Source organism: Chromobacterium rhizoryzae (assembly GCF_020544465.1).
In the GTDB taxonomy this organism is placed as follows: Bacteria; Pseudomonadota; Gammaproteobacteria; order Burkholderiales; family Chromobacteriaceae; genus Chromobacterium.
Genome location: NZ_CP066126.1, coordinates 1,595,090 through 1,613,939, shown reverse-complemented (window position 1 = coordinate 1,613,939; position 18,850 = coordinate 1,595,090). Strand labels below are relative to the sequence as shown.

General features: G+C 65.3%; 14 protein-coding genes. 2 read left to right on the top strand and 12 right to left on the bottom strand.

What is annotated here, in order from left to right; translation table 11 throughout:
• Positions 1–258: 258 nt before the first annotated feature.
• Positions 259–1,854, bottom strand: a complete 1,596-nt coding sequence (locus tag JC616_RS07355) for a flavin monoamine oxidase family protein (protein ID WP_227107521.1) — start codon at positions 1,852–1,854, stop codon at positions 259–261.
• Between the two features lie 31 nt (positions 1,855–1,885).
• Entirely contained in the window at positions 1,886–3,799 is a 1,914-nt protein-coding gene (locus JC616_RS07350) for a thiamine pyrophosphate-binding protein (RefSeq protein ID WP_227107519.1), read from the bottom strand.
• A gap of 496 nt (positions 3,800–4,295) precedes the next feature.
• Between JC616_RS07350 and folE the strand changes: the two genes are divergently transcribed.
• Positions 4,296–4,991, top strand: a complete 696-nt coding sequence (gene folE, locus JC616_RS07345) for a GTP cyclohydrolase I (protein ID WP_227107517.1) — start codon at positions 4,296–4,298, stop codon at positions 4,989–4,991.
• 144 nt (positions 4,992–5,135) lie between these two features.
• Positions 5,136–5,561, top strand: coding sequence for a BLUF domain-containing protein (locus JC616_RS07340; RefSeq protein ID WP_107798585.1), 426 nt, complete (start codon positions 5,136–5,138; stop codon positions 5,559–5,561).
• Between the two features lie 174 nt (positions 5,562–5,735).
• Here the strand turns inward: JC616_RS07340 and JC616_RS07335 are convergent, their stop codons facing one another.
• The 10 genes from JC616_RS07335 to astB form a co-directional block, all read right to left on the bottom strand.
• The gene (locus tag JC616_RS07335; protein WP_227107514.1) at positions 5,736–6,953 is read right to left on the bottom strand and encodes an MFS transporter; all 1,218 of its coding nucleotides are present in this window, start codon (positions 6,951–6,953) and stop codon (positions 5,736–5,738) included.
• 153 nt (positions 6,954–7,106) lie between these two features.
• Positions 7,107–8,324, bottom strand: a complete 1,218-nt coding sequence (locus JC616_RS07330) for an ATP-grasp domain-containing protein (RefSeq protein ID WP_107800101.1) — start codon at positions 8,322–8,324, stop codon at positions 7,107–7,109.
• Positions 8,325–8,371: 47 nt separating this feature from the next.
• Positions 8,372–9,343 carry a cupin-like domain-containing protein gene (locus JC616_RS07325; protein ID WP_107800102.1) on the bottom strand — a complete coding sequence of 324 codons (972 nt, stop codon included), beginning with the start codon at positions 9,341–9,343 and terminating at the stop codon, positions 8,372–8,374.
• 132 nt (positions 9,344–9,475) lie between these two features.
• A complete protein-coding gene (locus JC616_RS07320; protein ID WP_227107512.1) occupies positions 9,476–10,186 on the bottom strand; it encodes an alpha/beta hydrolase in 711 nt (236 codons plus the stop codon).
• A gap of 53 nt (positions 10,187–10,239) precedes the next feature.
• Entirely contained in the window at positions 10,240–10,845 is a 606-nt protein-coding gene (locus JC616_RS07315) for a GNAT family N-acetyltransferase (RefSeq protein ID WP_107800104.1), read from the bottom strand.
• Positions 10,846–10,881: 36 nt separating this feature from the next.
• Positions 10,882–12,504 carry an AMP-binding protein gene (locus tag JC616_RS07310; RefSeq protein WP_227107510.1) on the bottom strand — a complete coding sequence of 541 codons (1,623 nt, stop codon included), beginning with the start codon at positions 12,502–12,504 and terminating at the stop codon, positions 10,882–10,884.
• Positions 12,501–14,519: a class I tRNA ligase family protein gene (locus tag JC616_RS07305; RefSeq protein ID WP_227107508.1), complete on the bottom strand. Its 2,019-nt coding sequence runs from the start codon at positions 14,517–14,519 to the stop codon at positions 12,501–12,503. Before JC616_RS07305 ends, JC616_RS07310 begins: the two co-directional genes overlap by 4 nt.
• Before the next feature lie 6 nt (positions 14,520–14,525).
• Positions 14,526–15,578, bottom strand: a complete 1,053-nt coding sequence (locus JC616_RS07300) for an NAD(P)/FAD-dependent oxidoreductase (protein WP_227107506.1) — start codon at positions 15,576–15,578, stop codon at positions 14,526–14,528.
• Positions 15,575–16,885 carry a lysine N(6)-hydroxylase/L-ornithine N(5)-oxygenase family protein gene (locus JC616_RS07295; RefSeq protein WP_227107504.1) on the bottom strand — a complete coding sequence of 437 codons (1,311 nt, stop codon included), beginning with the start codon at positions 16,883–16,885 and terminating at the stop codon, positions 15,575–15,577. The genes JC616_RS07300 and JC616_RS07295 overlap by 4 nt, the downstream gene beginning before the upstream one ends.
• Before the next feature lie 600 nt (positions 16,886–17,485).
• The gene (astB, locus tag JC616_RS07290; RefSeq protein WP_227107503.1) at positions 17,486–18,832 is read right to left on the bottom strand and encodes an N-succinylarginine dihydrolase; all 1,347 of its coding nucleotides are present in this window, start codon (positions 18,830–18,832) and stop codon (positions 17,486–17,488) included.
• Positions 18,833–18,850: the final 18 nt, after the last annotated feature.

Genomic DNA, 18,850 nt, shown 5'->3' with positions numbered 1-18,850 from the left:
AAGGATGCCGAACATTCCCCTGCGCGCAGGGGGCGGAGAACGTGGCCGTCCAGGAGGACGGCGGCATCAATGGCGCATCGGACGAAGACCTCGGAAAAGAATGGGGCCGCGCAAGGGGCTGGCGCGGCGGAAAACCGTCATGGTAGCGCGCGCCGGGCCGCGCGCCAAGCGGGACAGGCCTGCCTGTCCCGCTCCCGGAAACGCTTCCTCCTCCCGTCTGATGGTCCCGCCGGCGCGCGGCAGGCCAAAAACAGGTTCTCAGACCAGCTTGGCCAACATCATGTCCGCGGTCTGCAAAGCCCCCTCCACCCAGCCCTGGGCGTCGGAATAGGCCTCGCCGCACACGTATAGCGGCTGGCCGTCCAGCGGCTGGATGATCTGCCGTTTCACTTCCCAGCTTTTCACCCCGATGTTCCAGCTGTTCCAGCCGCCGCCGTACGGGTCGTCGCCCCAGTCGCGGAAGGCGGCGTTGCGCACTTTGGGCGTGTAGGACAGGCTGTGCATCACCGTCAGTTGGCGGGTGACTTCCTCGGTCATCATCCGCGGAGCCTTGTAGCGGTGCCAGCTCAGTTCCTTGGCGCGCACCTGGTCGTCCGCGCCGATGAAGGGATCCGCCAGCTCGGCCACCTCCAGCCCCTTCTTCCAGGCGCTGTGACGGCGGCCGCGCAGACCGTCCCAAAAGCCGGTGTTGTCGCCGTCGTCGTAGCTGGCCAGCAACATGGCGTGGCCGTGCAAGGCGGGCAGGCCGTTGCTGCGCGGCCAGTAATAGGTCTGGCGCACCGGCAAATCGGTGACGGAGCGGCCGGACTTGACCGGCACGTAGTCGCCGTCGGCCATGCTGTAACCCGTATTCAGCCACCAGGGGCTGTTGTAGGTGGTGAACAATTTGAACAGCGGCCGCGGGGTGACGCTGGCGGCCAGTTGCTGGAAGCGCGCGGCCTCCTGCAGCCAGGGACTGGTGGCGGACAAGAGCTCCAGCGCGCGGCGCGGCATCGCCAGAATCAGCGTTTTGGCGGATATCGTCCGGCCCTGGGCCTGGAACTGGAAGCCCGACTCGCTGCGCGTCACGCCGCTGACCGGGGCCTCCAGCCGCACCTCGCCGCCGGCCTGTTCGAACAATTGCGCCAGCACCAGCGGCACTTGCTGAAAGCCGTTGCAAAAGCCCATGTACTGGGCCGATACGCCGAAGTCCGACAGAAACCAGGGAATGGCGTCGGCGGCGTTCCAGTTGCACAAGGTGGTGTCGTAGCCGCCGGTGTCTTCGGCGTATTGATAGGCTTCGCCGGTGATCACGCGGAACAGCACGTTCCAGAAGCCTTGCTGGTATAGCGGCACGCCGCCGAAGCTGGCGTTCTGCGCCATCTGCCGGCGTTCTTCCTCGGTCAGCGATTTATTGGTGATGCCGGGCACGATCTGCTCGATGGCGTCGATGATGACGGCGCCGCCGGTCTGGCCGCGGTCCAGGAAGTTGAGCCGGTACGGCACTTTGTCCGGCTGGGTGGTGAAGTCTTGCAGCCGCAGATAGACGCCGCGCAGATAGGCGATGTTTTGCGGCTCGTCCACCGGAAAGCGGTAAAGCTCGATCTGTTCCGGCGCCGGCAACAGCGTATTCAATTCCTGAATCAGGTCGTAAATCAGCGGCTGCACTTCCGGCAGGATGCGCATGCCGCCCAGTTCCGCCACCATGTCCGGAATGTCCGGCGGCCGCACCGACAGCAGACGTCCGCCGATGTGGTCGCTGGCCTCGAACACCGCGATCTTGCTCTGGGGATAGTGTTGTTGCAGCCGCCAGGCGCTGTACACGCCGGACACGCCGCCGCCGACAATGGCGATGTCTATGTTTTCGCTAGCCATGTTTGCTCGTCCTCGCTATGTGGAGCCGGGATCAGAAAATCACCGGCACATTGGCCGGCTGGCCGTTGTCCGTATTGCGCTGGCCGTCCCCGTCCGGGACATGGAAGCAATCCAGCCTCGGCTGATGGCGGTAGCGGGCGTTGGCCTGCTGCGGCGTGGGCGGCGGCTGATCCAGGCCCACGGTCTGCATGTCCAGCACATAGGCGCGGCCGGCCAGCGCGTGGTCCAGCCCGCGCCGCACCGCCGCGCGCACCGCCTCGGGATGGACCACCACCTCGCCCTCCATGCCGCCGAAAGCCTGGGCCAAGGCGACGAAATCCGGTTTGGGCCGGTGGATGCGCAGGTATTCCGGGTCCTGGGTGCGCGCCTGCCAGCCGTAGCCCGGCGCGTCGCCGTACATCGCCTCCACTTGTTGCAGCCCCATTTGCAGGGTGTGGTATTCGTGGTTGTTGGTGATGATGTAGAGCACCCCCAGCTGGCGATGCTGAGCGGTCCACCAGGTTTGCGGATAGAACAAGGAGGAGCCGTCGCCGGTGGCCGCCACCACGAAACGGGTGTCTATACCCTGGCAGCCTTGCGCTTCCAGCTTGATGCCCAGGGTGGCGGGCATGGACCAGCCCAGGGAGCCGCCGCCGACGCAGTAGTAGCTGATGGGCGCCGCGGCCTCTTCGGTGAAGGGCAGCAGGTACTGGAACGGCGCCGGGTCCGACACCGCTTCGTGCACGTAGACGAACTGCTTTTCCAGCCGGCGTTCGCTGATTTCCAGACGCAGCGCGTCGGCGATCACCACCGCCCAGATTTCTTGCTGTTGCATCGCCTCGCGCAGATAGACGTCCCATTGCAAGCGCCGCGCTTCGGCTTTTTGCCGCAACAGCTCATTGCGCTGCCGCGCGGCCGCCGACGGCTGCTCGCCGATCTCCCGGTTCAGCAGCGGCAAGGTGGCCTTGATGTCGCCGAACAGCGCGCATTCGCCGTAGTAGTTCTTGCCGATGTCCCAGCTGTTGTTGCTCAGATACACCTGGCGCACCGAGGGCGGAATCAAGGGGCCGTCACTGTACTTGAACACCGTGACCTGGGCCTGGTTGCTGAAGCCGCATAAAAAGGCGACGTCGTGGCCGGCGAACACTTGCTGCAGATCTTTTTGCCCGCCGGGCAGTTCGCCCTGCCAGTGGTAATCCCCATTGGGGAAGTTGGCCAAGCTGCTGAAGGTTTGCAGCGACACCGGCGCGCCGATCAACTCCGCCAGCGCCTGCAATTCCGGCCAGGCCTCCGCGTAGCCGGCGGCGTCGCCCACCACGATCAATGGGTTGACCGCCTCGCGCAGCATGACGGCCGCCTGACGGATGGCGTCGGCGTCGGCGATGAAATGCGGGGAGATCCGGGTAATGCCCGGCAGGCGGTCGCCGTCGCCGATGCGCCGCATGGTGAACTCCCAGGGAATGGCGACGAACACCGGCCCGTTGGGCGGCGCCATCGCCTCCTTGAAGGCGCGCTGCAACACCATCGGCAATTCTTGCTCGGTGCGCACCTCATGCGCCCACTTGGTGTATTGCCGCGCCAGGTCCACCAGATTGGAGGCCAGCAGCGGCTCCTGCGTGACCAGCTCGTTCTGCTGCTGGCAACACAGAATCACCAGCGGCGCCTGCGAGCGCCAGGCGTTGAACAGATTGCCGATGCCGTGGGCGATGCCCGGGGTGACGTGCACCACCACCACGCCGGGCTTGCCCGTCATCCGCGCCGAGCCCATGGCCGCGCCCATGGCGATGTTCTCGTGCAGGCACTCGATGTACTCCACCTGATTTTCCGGGTAGGACGTGCCGTCGATGATGGGAATCTCATTGGTGCCGGGCACGCCGAAAATGCGGTGGATGCCCAATTGGCTCAATGCGTCGAACACATAGTCCCGGGCCCAGCGCTGCCGGCTGTTTTGCTGTTGGCTCTTCATTCCGTCCCGCCTCTCTCCATAAGTTTTCGTTCTTATGTGAGTGGTAATCCAGGCGGAGGAAAATTCAATCCGGATAATTTCTGTGTCGAAAACGCCAATGCGGACGGATGCTGCGCCGCGCCGCGCGCCCGCTTCCGGCCAACAAGGCTTGAGCCGGCGCGGCGAGAGGCGCCGCCACGCGCCCAACCCCGTCCAAAAGGACAGCAATATCCTGTATGGCCAGCCGCCGGCATTGACTTTGCATGCCCGCCAAATTAAGGGCTTCCCGCGTCAAGCCCTGACGGGCTAAGGGTTTCTACTAGGCGCATCGGCTGCGGATGCGCTTCGTTTGCTTGTGCTAACATGGAGCGTTCCTGTCGCATCGGCCAGGCTCCAAGCACGCCGCCTTTCAGGGAGGCGCCCACCGCCTGCCCTGCCCCAAGTCATGCGCAATGGATAGAGCCGCCGGCCATGGCGGCGCCAAAATGATAAATAAGCATCCGAGACTGCCAACACAATGAACAAGACCAATACCGTTGACCATCTGCCGGTCTCACAACGCATCCGCAGCCGCCTGCAGCAAGCCGGCGTCCGTTTCCACGCCAACGACAATATCGCCGCCCACATCGAAGACGGCGAGTTGGACCTGCTGCAATCCGAGGTTCAGGAGAAACTGAAAGCCGTGCTGGAAAGCCTGGTCATCGACACCGAGCACGACCACAACACCCAGGACACCGCCAAGCGCGTGGCCAAGATGTTCATCAAGGAAGTCTTCCGCGGCCGCTATGTGCAGATGCCGGCCAGCACCGAGTTCCCCAATGTGGAGAAGCTCAACGAGTTGATGATCGTGGGTCCGATCACGGTGCGCAGCGCCTGCTCCCACCATCTGTGCCCCATCATCGGCCGCGTCTGGGTGGGGGTGATGCCCAACGAACATTCCAATCTGATCGGCCTGTCCAAGTACGCGCGGCTGATAGACTGGGTGATGACCCGGCCGCAAATCCAGGAAGAGGCGGTGTCCCAGATCGCGGACCTGCTGATGAAGAAGCTGCAGCCGGACGGCCTGGCCATCGTGATGGAGGCCGACCACTTCTGCATGCACTGGCGCGGGGTCAAGGACAGCAATAGCAAGATGACCAATAGCGTGATGCGCGGCTCCTTCCTCAGCGACGCCAATCTGCGCCGCGAATTCCTGTCCCTGATGCATAAATAAAGAGCCCGTTCACCGTCTCTCGGGCAAGCGCGGGACAAGGTCTTGAACAGGTTTTAAGGTCAGCGGCAAGACGGCGCGCAGCGACTAAGATGAAACGAGGCCGCGCCGGTCTGGCGCGGCTTCTTCGCATCCAAGGGGCACATCATGCTGGTACGCCTGACCTACTGCAGCCGCGCGCACAAATCCATAGACAGCGATCTGGTGGACGACATCATGATCGCCGCGCGCAAATACAATCCGGCCCAGGGCATCACCGGGGTGCTGTGCTACAGCAAGGACGTATTCGTGCAATCGCTGGAAGGCGGCCGCGCCGAGGTCAATCTGCTGTACCAGAAACTGGCCCATGATCCGCGCCATCAATGTCTGACGCTGCTGGACTACCAGGAAATGGAGCAACGTCGCTTCGCCAACTGGAGCATGGCGGAGGTGATGATGGAAAAACTCAACGCCTCGCTGCTGCTGCGCTATTCCGCCCAGGCGCGCCTGGACCCGTTCAGCCTGCCCGGCGCCAGCACCGCCCTATTGCTGGAGGCGCTGGCCGAAGCCGGCAGCACCCAGATCCGCCACTGAATAGCGGTTTACGCTCTGCCGCGCGTCGCTCAGAATGTGTTTACGATCTCGCGAGCTAAGGCGAGACAAGGCGAAAACAGCTGAGAAAGCGGAGTGTACACACGGTACATGAGCATTTCGAAGCGGTACTCACCGTGTCACGTTTCACGACGCGCAGCAGATCGTAAACAGGTTCTAAGCCGCGCCCGCCGCCTGCGCGCGCAAGCCGGCGCTCGACTCCTGCAACACATAGGCGACGGCGATGCACAGCAGCGACAAGCCGGCAAGCGCCAGCCAGAATTGGCCGGCATGGCCGTAATCCGCCATCCAGCGGTAAACCGCAACGCCCATGCCTCCGCCCAGCGACTCCCCCAGCGCGGTGCTGATGGACAGCACGCTGTAAGCGACCGCCCGGCTCTCCTTGCCGATCAAGGACAGCAGCAGCACGTCCATGCTGGGCGCGAACATCATCTCGGCGAAGGTGAACAGCAGCACGAAGGCCAGCGCGCCGGTATAGCCCGGAAGCATGAAGGGCATGATGAAGGCCAGCGCGAAGGTGGCGTAGGAGGAACGGACAATGCCCAGCGGCTTGCCGCCGCTCCAGCGGTGGGCCAGATGGGTGACCAAGAGCTGAAGCCCGATCACCAGCAAGGCGTTCAGGGTGTACAGCCAGCCCAGCTTGCCCGGCTGGGCCAGCGTTTCCGAGACATAGAGCGCGAGCACGTTGAACAGCTGGCCGTACAGCAGCCAGCAAAAGAAATTGATCAGCAGGAAGGGGGGAATGCCGGGCACGTAGAGCAGCTTCCAATAAGCCAGAAACGACGGCGCGCCGCCACCGGGGCGCTTCATGCCCAGCTTGCCGAAGTTCAGGAAGGTCACCACCCCGGCCACGCAGTAGGAGACGGCGATGCCGATCAACACCAGCTGGTACTGCCCCTTGGCCGCCAGGTACAGAGCCAGCGGCGCCGCCGCCGCCGCCGCGATATTGATGCCGATATAGGTGATGGAGAACAGCTTGGCGCGGTTGTCCATCATATCGCTGGTCGCCGCGGCCAGCTGCTTGCTCGCCAGCGCGTTGATGGAAATGCCGGTGCCGGACAGGGCCAGCGCACAGGCGGTCAAATAAAAATCCTTGGCCGAATACAATAGCAAGAAACCGACCGCGGCCATGACGCAGCCTATCAGCACGGACTTCGTCGCCGCCATCCGGTCCAGCCACGGCGCCAGCGGTATCTTCGCCGCCTTGGTCGTCAAGGTGAACAGGATGACCAGCATGGCGATCCGTTCGGCGCTGAACCCGGCCTTGTTGAGCGTGACCACCAGGGTGGAGACCAGGCCGTAGTAGCCGAGATAGGTCATGATGTAATGCGCGGTGATGTACAACACGCTGCGCCGGACCGGATGTGAGTTCATGCTTGCCTGTCTTTAGACCCGCTAACAAAACCCCTGATCCTGCGTTGCGCCTCCTTGTCGTACGACTTGTACTGCCTGCGTCGGCGCGCCTTGGCTCAGGTTCTCTGCGAGGTGTTGTTAGCGGCTCTTATTCGAGTTGATCCAAGAAACGGTTCAAAGTCCGCCCTGCTCCGCGCTCAGCGCTTCCCACTCCACCCGCACCGCGTCGCGCGCGGCCTCCGCGTTGGCGACGGCCCGCTCTATCGAGTCGCCCACGCACAGCGCGTAGCCCTGGCGGGAATTGGACGATTTAAGCGTCTCGCAGCGCAGGCCGGCGTGCAGCTGGCATTCCACCCGGATCACGCCCTGGGCGCTTTTCGCCTGCTCGACGCCGCTCACGTCCAGAATGCGGGCGTTTTCGTAGGAGAAGAAGCGGATGGCGGCGGCCTTGGCCGCCGGCTTGCGTTCGGGCCGCGGCAGATCGGTGAGCGCCGCGATGGTCTCGCCGGTGAGGTTGACGCCGCTGACCAGCTCGCACATTTCCCAGATTTGATCGCCGCCTATCCGGGTTTGCGATTCGATGATCCTGGGCCCGGACGGCGTCAGGCGGATCTCGGTGTGCGCGGGCCCGGTTTTCTGGCCGATGACGTCCAGAAAACGGCTGACCAAGGCCTTGACCGCCGCCTGCTGCGCCTCGTCCAGCCGCGCCGGCACCTGGTGGCCCAGCTCGATGAAGCGCGGCAGCGCCGTGACCTCTTTCTCGGTGATCATCGCGATCTCATGCCGGCCGTTGATGGACAGCGATTCCACGCTGTACTCCGGGCCGTGCAGGAACTCCTCCGCCAGAAGCGGCCCGTCCATCACCGCGCGGGAGCCGTTCCAGCGCGCCTCCAGATGCGCGTCCTCATCCACGAAGAACACGCCCTCGCTCAGACCGCCGGCATACGGCTTCAGCACCATGGCCTCGCCGTTGAGCGAGCGGAAAAAGCTTCTCGCGTCGTCCAGGCTTTGACAGACCTGATATCGCACCGGGCTCAGGCCGTGGCGGCCCAGCAGCTCCCGCATCTTGATCTTGTCGCGCGTGTTCAGCACCGCTTCCAGATTGTCGCCGGCGACGCCGAGCTCGATCGCGCATTGCGACGCCGGATGCAGGCCGTATTCGGTGAAGGACACCACCGCGTCGAACGGGTCCTTGGCGTGCCAGGCGCGCGCCAGCAGCAAGACCTCCTCCATGTCTTCGTAATCCATCACCGCGTAGCGCACCGCCGCGCCGTACTGGCGCTCATTGACGCGCTCCGGGATCTGCATCATCGAATAGCGGGCGCCCAATTGCTCCAGCCTGTCCAGCGTGTGGTTCAATCCCCCGACAACCAATACATGCGCTTGCTTCATTTATTTTCTCCTGATGAGGTGTCCCGCACCGCGGGGCGAAAGCCGGATCATGGGCGCAGTTTCGACAAATCGATGCCCATGCGCTTGGCCCAGACCCGGTTGCGCATCATCACCACGTTGAACAATTCGGGATGGGTGAGCTTGACCTCTTCCGGATTGAGGGCGAGCGCCAGCAGCTCCGCCATCCGTTGCCGGATATGGGTTTGCAGATTGGCCTGGTCCAGGCACTTCCGGCCCAGGCCGATGGAGTTGCTCAGCAATTTGATGCGGTGGAACCACAGCGCCGGCAGATAGAGCACATCGCCGGGCTTCAGCGTGCATTGCATCAGCTGGGCGGCGGGATCGTCGGCCAGCGCTTGCAGATCGGCGCCTCCCGTCTCCGTTTCCGGCAACATCGCCTGCGGCCCCAAGACGGTCCAGTGTTTTTCCCCCACCAGCTGCACATGCATGACGTCGATGGTGTAGGAGTCCTGATGCAGCCGGGTGACGCCGCCGCGCTGGCCCAGCCAAAGCTGGTGATTGGTGGAAATCACCTCGCCGTACAGATCGCGGCGGAAATCGTATTGGGCGATGTCCAGTTCCGGCATGTCCGCGGCCAGCTCGGGGCAGGAGGCCTGGTAATACCATTCCTGCAGATAGATGGGCGTCGCCTCCGGCCCCTCGTTGCGCATCAGCATGTCGACGAACTCGGCGAAGCTGGCCTGGGCGGAACGCTGGCTGCTATAGCTGTTGACCACCACCGGCGTCGCGCCGCAGCGCTTGGCCAGATGCTCGAAACTCCAATGGCGCACCGCCGGCCAGTCGGCGGCGTAGCCTTCCAGAATCACCGGCCGCTGCTGGTGGCGGTATTCGCGGTCGAACGCCTCCTTGCTCAAGCCCCGGCGGCGCTCGATGCCCGGCGCCCGGCGCAGGGCCTCGGCGACGGGGCCGCTGGAGAACGCGTTTTCAACGATCTCCAGGCTGGCGACATCGCGCCGCTTCAGGATATTCGCTTCGATCAGAACGGGAGCGTGTTGCATGGATTCCTCCAATAGACTTAGAGCCGCTAACAAAACCTCGCAGAGAACCTGAGCCAAGGCGCGCCGACGCGGACAGTACAAGTCGTACGACAAGGAGGCGCAACGCGGGATCAGGGGTTTTGTTAGTGGGTCTTATTGGCGGGCGCGCGCCCGCAGAATGGTGTCCCTTATCGTCGTCAGCACTTGCGGCCGCAAAGCGTCCTGATGCGGCAGCCAGCGATGGATGAAATGCTCGCAGTCGTCCAGCCAGACAATATGCTTGCTGCGGGCGTTCATGGCCGCGGCCAGATAACCGTCCAGCGTCTCGGCCGGCACCACCGCGTCCTTGCCGGCGCCGATGATCAGCAAGTCGCCGCTGAATTCGCGCAGGCCGGCATAGGCCGGGGAGTCCGGATAGGGGCCGGGACGGGCCAGGCCGCCGTCGAAACGGGATTCGGCGGCGTCGGCCGGATAGCTTGCAGGGCAGAACAGCACCAGGCAGGCGGGCTTCAACACCGGCGCGACCCAGGCGGCGAGATGGCCGCCCATGCTGGTGCCGATCAGGGTCAGCGGCTCGCGCTTGTCCAGGTGTTCCGCGGCGGCCAGCGTTTCCTCGTAACGACGCCGCAGGCAGGCCTCTTCCAGCGCCCCGCTGCTGTCGCCGTTGCCGGAGAATTCGAAGCACACCGAGCCCAGGCCGTGCCCGGCCAGGTGGTCCAGCACATAGCGTATGGTGTGCCGGTTCGCGGTCTGGCCCAGCCCGTGCAGGGTGAGGACGCTGCTTGCCGCGCCGGCGTCCGGCTGCACGCGGGTGGCGGCCAGCCAGTGCTCGCCGGCGCTAAAGACGAAGTCTTCGGTTTTCATCTGCGGGCTCGCGGACATGTCGGGGGCGTCCATCTTGATGCCGGCCCGGCCGCTCAACGGCTTGCCGCGGCGGCCAGCGCCGGGAAGCGTTCGGCGCGGACCCGCTCCCATTCCTGGCGCAGCACGCTGTAATAGATCACATCGCGGCGACGGCCGCCGGGCATGAAGTTGAAGCTGCGCAGCACGCCTTCCTCCGTCGCGCCGATGCCGGCCAGGCCCGCGCGCGCGCCGGCGTTCAGCACATCAGTCTTGAACTCCACGCGCTCGCATTCCAGCGCTTCGAACGCGTGCTTGAGCAGTTCGAACTTGACCGCGCGGTTGATGCCGGTGCGCCGCGCGTCCCGGCACAGCCAGGACCAGCCTATCTCCAGGCGGCGCTCGCCCTCGGCGAGATTGCCGTAAGCGGTGCTGCCGACGATGCGGTCCGTTTGGCGGTCGATGATGGCGAACACGATGCGGCTGCCGTTGAGCGTGTCCTGTATCGCCTGCTCGACGAAGCGGCCCAGATCGTCCGGCGTCTGGATGCGGGCGACGAAGTACTCCCAGATGGCGGGCTCGAACACGATGCGCTCGAACGCCGCGTAATCGCCGATCTGAATCCGGCGCAAGCGCACGCGTTCGTTTTCCAGGGTGAGGTCCTTCAAATTACGCCAAGTCATGTATCGCTCCTTGCATAGGTTTAAGCGGGCCGCGTATCAGAAAGAAGGCTGCGGCGCCCGGCCATCCCGCACATACGCCGCGTCCGCCGAAAACGCTTCCGGCGTCCGCGCGTGGTGCGCATAGATGTCGTCCAGCTGCGCCATATAGCGCTGATGAATCATTTTGCGCTTGGGCTTGAATTGAGAAGTCAGCAGGCCGTTCTCGATGGAAAACGGCTCATCGACGATGAGCGCCGCCAGGATGCGCGCCTCCTGGAAAACATCCTCGTTCAGCGCCCGGATATGCCGGCGCAAAGCCTCGGCGTCCGCCCCGGCCAAGGCCGGGGACAGGATGGCCGTGATGAAGGGCTTGCCGGTGCCGTACAACACGCATTCGTGCACGTCCGGGTGCCGGCGCAAGCCCTCTTCCAGCGGCCTCGCCAGCACGTTGCGGCCGCTGGCCATGGTCAAGACGTCGTCCACGCGGCCGTGGATGTACAGGAAACCGTCCTCGTCCACATGGCCCAGATCCCAGGTCTTGACCTCGGCGCTGGGCAGGAAGCTTTTTTCGCTGACGCCGGGATCGCACCAGGTATAGCGGCAGTTGACCGGATGGCGGCTGGCCACGATCAAGACGCCGTCCTGGTCGAAACGGATGGACTTGTTGGGCAGCACCTTGCCCACGCTGCCCAGGCGGAAGGCGCCGGGATGGTTCTTGGCGACGATGCAGGCCTCGTTGCTGCCGTATCCCTCGTATAGCGGCACGCCGGCATGGTTGAAGAATTCCAGCACCGTCCGGCTGGCCGGGGCGGAGCCGGTCCACAGATAACGGACGCGCCCGCCGAGCGCGGCCTGTATCTGCGCGCCGCGGGCGGCGGGATCGGCGTCCCCGTGCCGCTGCGACAGGCTGGCGCGCAAGGCTTCGTAAAAACCCGGCACGCCCATGACGACGGTGGGCTGGCAGGCCTTGGCCATGTCCAGCGCCTGATCCAGATCGGAAAGCGTGAGGTCGTGTCCAAACGCCAGCGCCGAATAAATCCAGTAGCGTTGCTGCAGCAAGGCCAGCCGCAGGAACACCAGCAGATTGTCGCCGTCCCCATGCCCGAACATCGCCTGCACTTCATTGATGGAACTGTTGACGCTGGCGACGGTGGCTTCCAGGCCCTTGGGCGCGCCGGTGCTGCCCGAGGTGAATTTGATCGCCAGCACGTCGGCCGGGTCATAGCCGGCGTGCAGAGGCCGCTCCGTCGCGTCCGCCTCGGCGCGCTCGGCCCAGGCCTGGACTTCGGCGATGTCGAACACCGCGCCCGAGCGGTCCACGCCCTCGGCGAACAAGGCTTTCAAGCCGTAAAGGTCCACGATGCGCGCCGGCTCGAAACGCCCGGCCTCGAAGCCCGCGGTCACCGCCCCCAGTTTCAGGACGGCCAGATCCAGCAGCACGAATTCGATCCGATTGCGCGATAAAACGCCCACCCGGTCGCGCGGACGCAGGCCCAGCGCATGCAAGCGCCGGGCCACGCGCGCCGCCTTGCGGTCCAGCTCGGCCAGCGTCCAGGCCTGCACGGCGCCGTCTTGCCGGAAGCGGATCACATGTCGCTCGTCATCGCATCCGCGCAGCGCGATGGCGTTGACCAGATCGACGTCCGGGCCGCGCGGCGCTTGAGACCTCAGTCCGCTCATAACCGCCCTTCCTCCGCCGCGCCCGCCCGGCGCAGCGGCGTGAAAAAGCGCTGCTCCGCCAAGTCCAGAGCGGCGCCCGGCGGCGACAGCTCCACGCTTTCCGGCCAGACGTCGACGCCTTCCATGCCCAGGGCGCGGCCCAGGCGCTGGGCGAAGCGCGGCATCAGCGGACCGGCGGCCTGAGCCAGCAGGCGGGCCGTGGCCAGCTCCAGCGCGACCGCGGTCCGGTATTCGTCGCGCAGCGCCGGGTTCCGACGGATGCGCTCGTTCGATTTGGCGAAGCGCAGCGCGCCGGCCACCAGCCCGTCCAGCTCTTCCGTCACGCGGTTGAGCGTGAAACCGTCGGCGCCGTAATGGGTGCTCAGGCTGGCCAGCCGATTGCTCAGCGCGTCGAAATAGGCGGTGTGAGCGGCGGTCCAGTTGCCGGCGTCGGGCGCGCGCTGCTGGAAATCCTGCCGCAAGCGCTCGCCCAGACCGCTCAACCAGGCCTGCCACTGGCCCAAGAGCGTCCGCTCCACGCACGCATGGAAATCCTCCAGCGTAAAATTGGTCCGCTCCTGCTCGCCGCGCGTGCGCGCCAGGTAATAGCGCACCGCGTCCACGCTGTCAGGGCTCAGGATGTCCTTGCCCCATACCGCGTGCCGGCGGCTGGTGGAGAACTTCAGACCGTCGAGCAGGTAGAACTCGTTCTCGTTGTAGTCGATGTCGCACTGCCAGTCCGGGAAGGCCATCCGGTACAAGGCCGGGTACAGGATGGAGTGGTAATAGCTGTTGTCGTAGCCGAAGAAGTGGACGATCTTCCAGTCCGGCTGCGGCCGGTCGGCTTGCCAGGGCTTGCCCAGCCGGCCGCCCAGTTCGGCGATGCCGTACAGGAAGCCGTAAGCCATTTCCGGCCACACCCAGATCACCTGCTCGCCCTCGACCTCCTCCGCCGGCGGCACGCCCCATTGCGCCGGATGGGTGATGGGCACCCAATAGTCCTTGCGCGCCAGCACCCGCTCCGCCAATTGCTGCAAGCGCGGCGACACCTTGCCCAGGCGCTGATGCTGCTCCACCGCGTCCTTGAAGGCGGACAGATTGATCATGTAGCGGCGGATGGCGCCGGTGACCGGCGTCGCGTCCGACAGCCGCGAACGCGGCGCGTCCAGATCCACGCAGTTGTTGGGCTCGCCGCACTCCTCGCAGATATTGCCGCCGCAGGGCGAGCCGCAGCTTGGACACTTGGCGGAAACGTCCACCTCGTACAGATAATCGCCGGTTTCGGCGTCGAACAGCGCCGCGTCGGAACGCAGCTGCGCGCCGCCCCGCACCAGGCGCGAGAAGAAATCGCGCAGGCCGGCCGCGTAAGCCGGGTCCCGGGTGGTGACGGTGTATTGATCGAGATGGATGTCCATCAGATCCAGCGTGGACTGGATCGCCGCCGAGTAATGGCTGGCCACCTGCTGGGGACTGCTGTTTTCCTGGCGGGCGCGGCCCACCACATAGCTCTGGTAATCGTCGCTGCCGGTCAGGTGGTAGGCCTCGTGTCCGCTGGCGCGCAGGAAGCGCACATAGACGTCGGCGCCCAGATAGGGACCGGACAGATGGCCAAGGTGCAGGTCGCCGTTGGGCGTGGGCGGCGTGGAAAACACGAATACCGGCCGCCCCTTCAGACGCGCGGCGCCGTTGTCCTGCGCGGCGGCCTCGCGTTTGGCCGCGTCCCGCCAGTAGAAGTCGCAGAAGCGCAGCGGCTGCCCGCCGGTATTGCGCAACACGTGTTTTTCAAACGGTTTGAACAGCACCAGGCTGCCGGCGCGCACCGGCTGGGAGCGGCCGTCGGCGTCGATGACGCCCTCGCCGCTCAGAATCAGAAAGGCTTCCAGCTCGTCGTGCTTGTGTGGCTGGCTTTCCCCCCCGGGCTCGACGACGCCGTAGGCCAGCCGCACCTGCTCCTGCTCGCCCAGGCCGGCGATGGACGCCATCTCGATGCCGAAAGCCGGCGACCGCTGCGCTTCGTTCAATTCTATGATGTGCATGATCGGCTATCCCTTGGTGAGAGTGTGATTGAGCAGGGCGACGGCTTCCGCGGCGACGCCGGGTGCCAGCCGGTAACCGGAGCCGTTGCACGCTCCGACAAACAGAACGCGTCGATGGCGGCCGAGGTATTGCGCCAGCGGCTCGCGGCTTGGGCTGTAGGCGTCGCAGAACACCCGGCCCGAGCTCAGCAGCGGCGCCAGCGCCGGCGCGACGCCCCGCAGCGCCTCGCGCGCCTCGGCGATCTCGCGAGCCTCCACCCCGGCCTGCCGGCACTGTTCCGGCGACACGTCCCATTGCTGGCAGGTGTAGCTGAACAGCCAATGCCCGCGGTGCGGCAGCGGCGCCAGAAAAGCGTCCTCGGCGGGGAAGAACAGTGCGGCCCCCTCCTCCGCCGGCCGCTGAAGATGCAGGGCCACCACCTTCTTGACGCGCACCCCCAGCCCGGCGGTCAGCCCGCTCCAGCAGCCCTCGTTGACCCATGGCCCAGGGGCCAGCACCACGGCGTCGGCGGCCAGCTCCCGGCCGCTGGACAAGCTCAGGCGAGCGCCGTCGGCGCTCTCGTCCAGCGCCTCGACCCCCACGCCTTCCAACACCTCGGCGCGGCCGCGCAGACGCTGCGCGTGCCATAAGGCCAGCCCCTGCACATCCGTCACATGGCAATCCGGCATCCGCCACAGCTCGCGGCCGGCCGGCAGATCCGGCGCGACGCGCGACTGTTCCTCCGCCGACAAGGGCAGCAGGCCGGCGCAGCGGGCGCGGATCTCATCGGCGTCGGCCGCGCCGGCCGCGACGAAAAAGTCGAAACCGTGCATGGGCAGCTGCGGATGGCGGGCGCGCAAGGTCTGGTAGTAATCCGCGCTGGCCGCGCTCAGTTGGCGCACGCGCTCGGAGCGTCCCACCGGGAAATGGACGCCGGCGGAATACATCGACGCTCCCGCGCCGACCAGGCCGCGGTCCACCAGGGTGAGCCGGACCCGCGGCTCGCGCTCCAGCAGGCGCGCGGCTATCGTGCAGCCGAGGATGCCGCCGCCGACGACGACGATGCGGGGCGCCGTCATGCCCATTCCCTCTTGTTCTTGCGCTCGTCCGCGCGCGCCGAGGCCAGCGGCGCCCAGGACACGAAGGCGGCGTCGACATCGCCGGCGCGCGGCGCGTCCAGCATGCGGTTGATGACAATCTGGCTGCGCCACGCGGTCAGGCTGAGATTGGGATCGGCCAGGCCGCGCTGCTGGCGGATGGCGTTCAGGATGAACAGGCTGCGATTGCGCGGCAGCTTGCCCAGCGCCGCGTAATCGCGGTCGACGGCGATTTCCTCGCCCTCGCGCTCCAGGCGCTCCCGCAGCGGCTGCAAGAAGGGCGTGGGCGCCGGCTTGAAGCCGCTGGCCCAGATCACCACGTCCGCTTCCAGCGTTTCCGGCGCGTTGGCGCCCAGATGGCGGGCGGCGATGGACCAGCGCTCGCCGTTCCGGCCGATGGCGCGCACCTCGCGGAAGGGCAGCAGGCGGATGTCGATAGGCGCGCGTTCGATGAAGCGCAGCGAGTAGATCTGTTGGTAGAGGCTGCGCAAGGTGCATTCGGAAATGCCGTCGCTGCTGAGCAGATTGCGCTTGATGAAGGCGCTGCGGAAGATTTCGTCCTGCTCGTAAAAATAATTGGAATGGGTGGGCGTATACAGATCGTTGGTGAACGGGGAATCGTCGAGCGGGAAGTAATTCTCCCGCCGCGACAGCCAGCTCAGCGCCGCCGGCGCCTGGCCCCCGCCGCGGCGCAGCAAATCCAGCACCACCTCGGCGCCGGACTGGCCGCCGCCTATCACCAGCACGCGCTTGCCCGCCGCGACGCCGGCCTTGGCGGCGAACTCATTGACGTGGAAATGCGTGCTGTCGTCGAGACAGGAGCGCGCGAAGTCCGGCACCTCCGGCACAATGCCGACGCCGACAACCACATTGTCGCCCTGCACCCTTCGCTTCGTGGTCTGCACCACGAAGGCGCCGCCGTCGAAATCGACCTCCAGCACCCGCTCGCCAAAGCAGATATTGCCGTTGCTCTCCGCCGCCCATTTCAGATAATCGCGAAATTCCAGCCGCGACACCTGATCGAAGCGCGCATTGAGAAACTGCAGCAATCTGCCGTGCTGGTGCAGATAGGACACAAAGGAAAAGCGGTTGGTCGGGTCCGCCAGCGTGACCAGATCCTTGAACAGGGAGACTTGCAGCCCCGCGCCGGGAATCATCATGCCGTCGTGCCAGGTGAACGCCGCTTTCTGTTCGAAGAAGATGCTCTTGATGTCGTGCTGGCCATGCAAGAGCGAAGCCACGCTCAGATTGGACGGCCCGCTGCCGATGCCGATGCAGTGATATTTCATGGTGTATTGGCACTTGAAGTGTATGCAAGACAAAAGGAGCCGCGATGAACTGCGTATCGCAGCGGCGGAAAATCCAACCGGCACTCTCATTCGCAATCAACAACAACCGCAAAACCGCCAAAACATCGCCGGGGGCGAAACGCCGCCCGCTCCGGCATCAACCTCCGCTATTTCGTCCAGACCAGTACCAAAGGCCAGGCCGTATCCCGTTGTAGAAACGCCTCAGGCCTCGTTTCGTCTCCACCCTCGCCAAACGCCAAACCGCTGCGCCGCCGCGGACGGCCGCGCCGCAAACCCGCGTCCTCTGTGGCTAGGAGGCTGAAATCCCCAAGCCGTATCGATCAATATATTCCAATGTCATTCAAGCTATCACATGACTTTTGTCATGTCAAACAACATTAAAAACCAAAAATAGATGATATTCGTCAAATAGATACCATTAATCAGGACAGTTTTCGGTGAAAGAAAGGCTGTCATCATCCCGACGACAAGAGCGGCGCATCCGGGCGGACGCCGCCGCTTCAAACGCAAAACAGGCCGGGAATCCCGGCCTGTTTCGCTAGAGCGCCTGACTCGAAATCAGGCGTGGGTATCGCTGGCTCAAACCAGCTGGAAGGGGTACACCGAGCCCAGGCCCAGGATGCCGCTCAACTCGTCCAGCGCGGTGCGGCTTTCGATCAGCAGCTGCGGATCGGCCAGGTCTTCGCTGCTCAGGCGGTCGCGATAATGGCGATCCACCCAGCCGTTGAGCGTGGCGAACAGCGCGTCGCTCATCAGCACCTTGGGGTTGAGCGCGGCAATCTCCTCCGCCGACAGCGCCACGCGCAGCCGCAGGCAGGCGGGGCCGCCGCCGTTCTGCATGCTTTGCTTGAGATCGAACACCTTGACCTCGTCGATGGGACCGCCGCCGGCGACCAGCTTGCCGAGGTAGGCCCAGACGCGCGGCTGATTGCGGCACTCTTCCGGCACCACGATGATCATCTTGCCGTCCGGCTTGGACAGCAGCTGGCTGTTGAACAGATAGCTCTTCACCGCCTCCTCGACGCTGACCTCCGCCGCCGGCACCTCCACCGACACGAAGCGGCCGCCGACCGCCGCCAGCTTGGCGCTCAGCTCGGCCAGCACCTGGTGCTGGTCGACAAAGGATTTCTCGTGGTGGAACAGCACCTGGCGGTTGCCCACCGAGATCACGTCGTTGTGGAACACGCCGGCGTCTATGGTGTCCGGGTCCTGCTGCGCGTAGACCACGCGCTCCGCGCTCAGGCCGTGCAAGCGCGCCACCGCCTGGCAGGCTTCCAGGGTCTGGCGCGCCGGGAACTTGGCCGGCTTGGGATAGCGGGCGTCGAAAGCCGCCGCGCCGAACACGAAGAACTCCACCCCCGCGCCGTCGTACTCGGCGCAGAAACGGGTGTGGTTGGCCGCGCCCTCGTCGCCGAAATGCATCTGCGCCGGCAGCGCCGGATGCACGGCGAAGCGGGACTCGTCGGCGAACATCGCCCGCAGCAGCCGGCCCGTGGTCGGATGCTCGATCGAACGGTGGAATTTATTGTTCAGATTGGCCGGGGTGAAATGCACGCGGCCGTCGGCGGTGTCGCCGGACGGGCTGACGGTGGCGGCGTTGGCGGTCCACATGCAGGAGGCCGAGCAGGCCGCGGCCAGGATGGCCGGCGCTTCCCTGGCGGCGCGCGCCACCACCTCGGCGTCGCTGCCGCCAAAGCCCAGCAGACGCAGGCTGGCCACGTCCGGACGCTCGTGCGGGGCCAGCACGCCCTGCTTGAAGCCCAGATCGTGCAAGGCCTTCATCTTGGCCAGGCCCTGCTTGGCGGCCAGCTTGGGATTGGACGCGGCGCTGACGTTGCTGGTGGACGCCACATTGCCGAAGGACAGGCCGCTGTAATTGTGCGTCGGGCCCACCAGGCCGTCGAAATTCACTTCATAGGCGTTCATTTGGAGAATGCTCCCTTG

What these genes read in the sequence shown, in the direction of transcription:
- JC616_RS07325 (WP_107800102.1), bottom strand. Translation starts at nt 9,343, where the DNA reads ATGCAACACGCTCCCGTTCTGATCGAAGCGAATATCCTGAAGCGGCGC.
- JC616_RS07320 (WP_227107512.1), bottom strand. Translation starts at nt 10,186, where the DNA reads ATGAAAACCGAAGACTTCGTCTTTAGCGCCGGCGAGCACTGGCTGGCC.
- JC616_RS07310 (WP_227107510.1), bottom strand. Translation starts at nt 12,504, where the DNA reads ATGAGCGGACTGAGGTCTCAAGCGCCGCGCGGCCCGGACGTCGATCTG.
- JC616_RS07350 (WP_227107519.1), bottom strand. Translation starts at nt 3,799, where the DNA reads ATGAAGAGCCAACAGCAAAACAGCCGGCAGCGCTGGGCCCGGGACTAT.
- JC616_RS07295 (WP_227107504.1), bottom strand. Translation starts at nt 16,885, where the DNA reads ATGAAATATCACTGCATCGGCATCGGCAGCGGGCCGTCCAATCTGAGC.
- astB (WP_227107503.1), bottom strand. Translation starts at nt 18,832, where the DNA reads ATGAACGCCTATGAAGTGAATTTCGACGGCCTGGTGGGCCCGACGCAC.
- JC616_RS07330 (WP_107800101.1), bottom strand. Translation starts at nt 8,324, where the DNA reads ATGAAGCAAGCGCATGTATTGGTTGTCGGGGGATTGAACCACACGCTG.
- JC616_RS07335 (WP_227107514.1), bottom strand. Translation starts at nt 6,953, where the DNA reads ATGAACTCACATCCGGTCCGGCGCAGCGTGTTGTACATCACCGCGCAT.
- folE (WP_227107517.1), top strand. Translation starts at nt 4,296, where the DNA reads ATGAACAAGACCAATACCGTTGACCATCTGCCGGTCTCACAACGCATC.
- JC616_RS07355 (WP_227107521.1), bottom strand. Translation starts at nt 1,854, where the DNA reads ATGGCTAGCGAAAACATAGACATCGCCATTGTCGGCGGCGGCGTGTCC.
- JC616_RS07340 (WP_107798585.1), top strand. Translation starts at nt 5,136, where the DNA reads ATGCTGGTACGCCTGACCTACTGCAGCCGCGCGCACAAATCCATAGAC.
- JC616_RS07305 (WP_227107508.1), bottom strand. Translation starts at nt 14,519, where the DNA reads ATGCACATCATAGAATTGAACGAAGCGCAGCGGTCGCCGGCTTTCGGC.
- JC616_RS07315 (WP_107800104.1), bottom strand. Translation starts at nt 10,845, where the DNA reads ATGACTTGGCGTAATTTGAAGGACCTCACCCTGGAAAACGAACGCGTG.
- JC616_RS07300 (WP_227107506.1), bottom strand. Translation starts at nt 15,578, where the DNA reads ATGACGGCGCCCCGCATCGTCGTCGTCGGCGGCGGCATCCTCGGCTGC.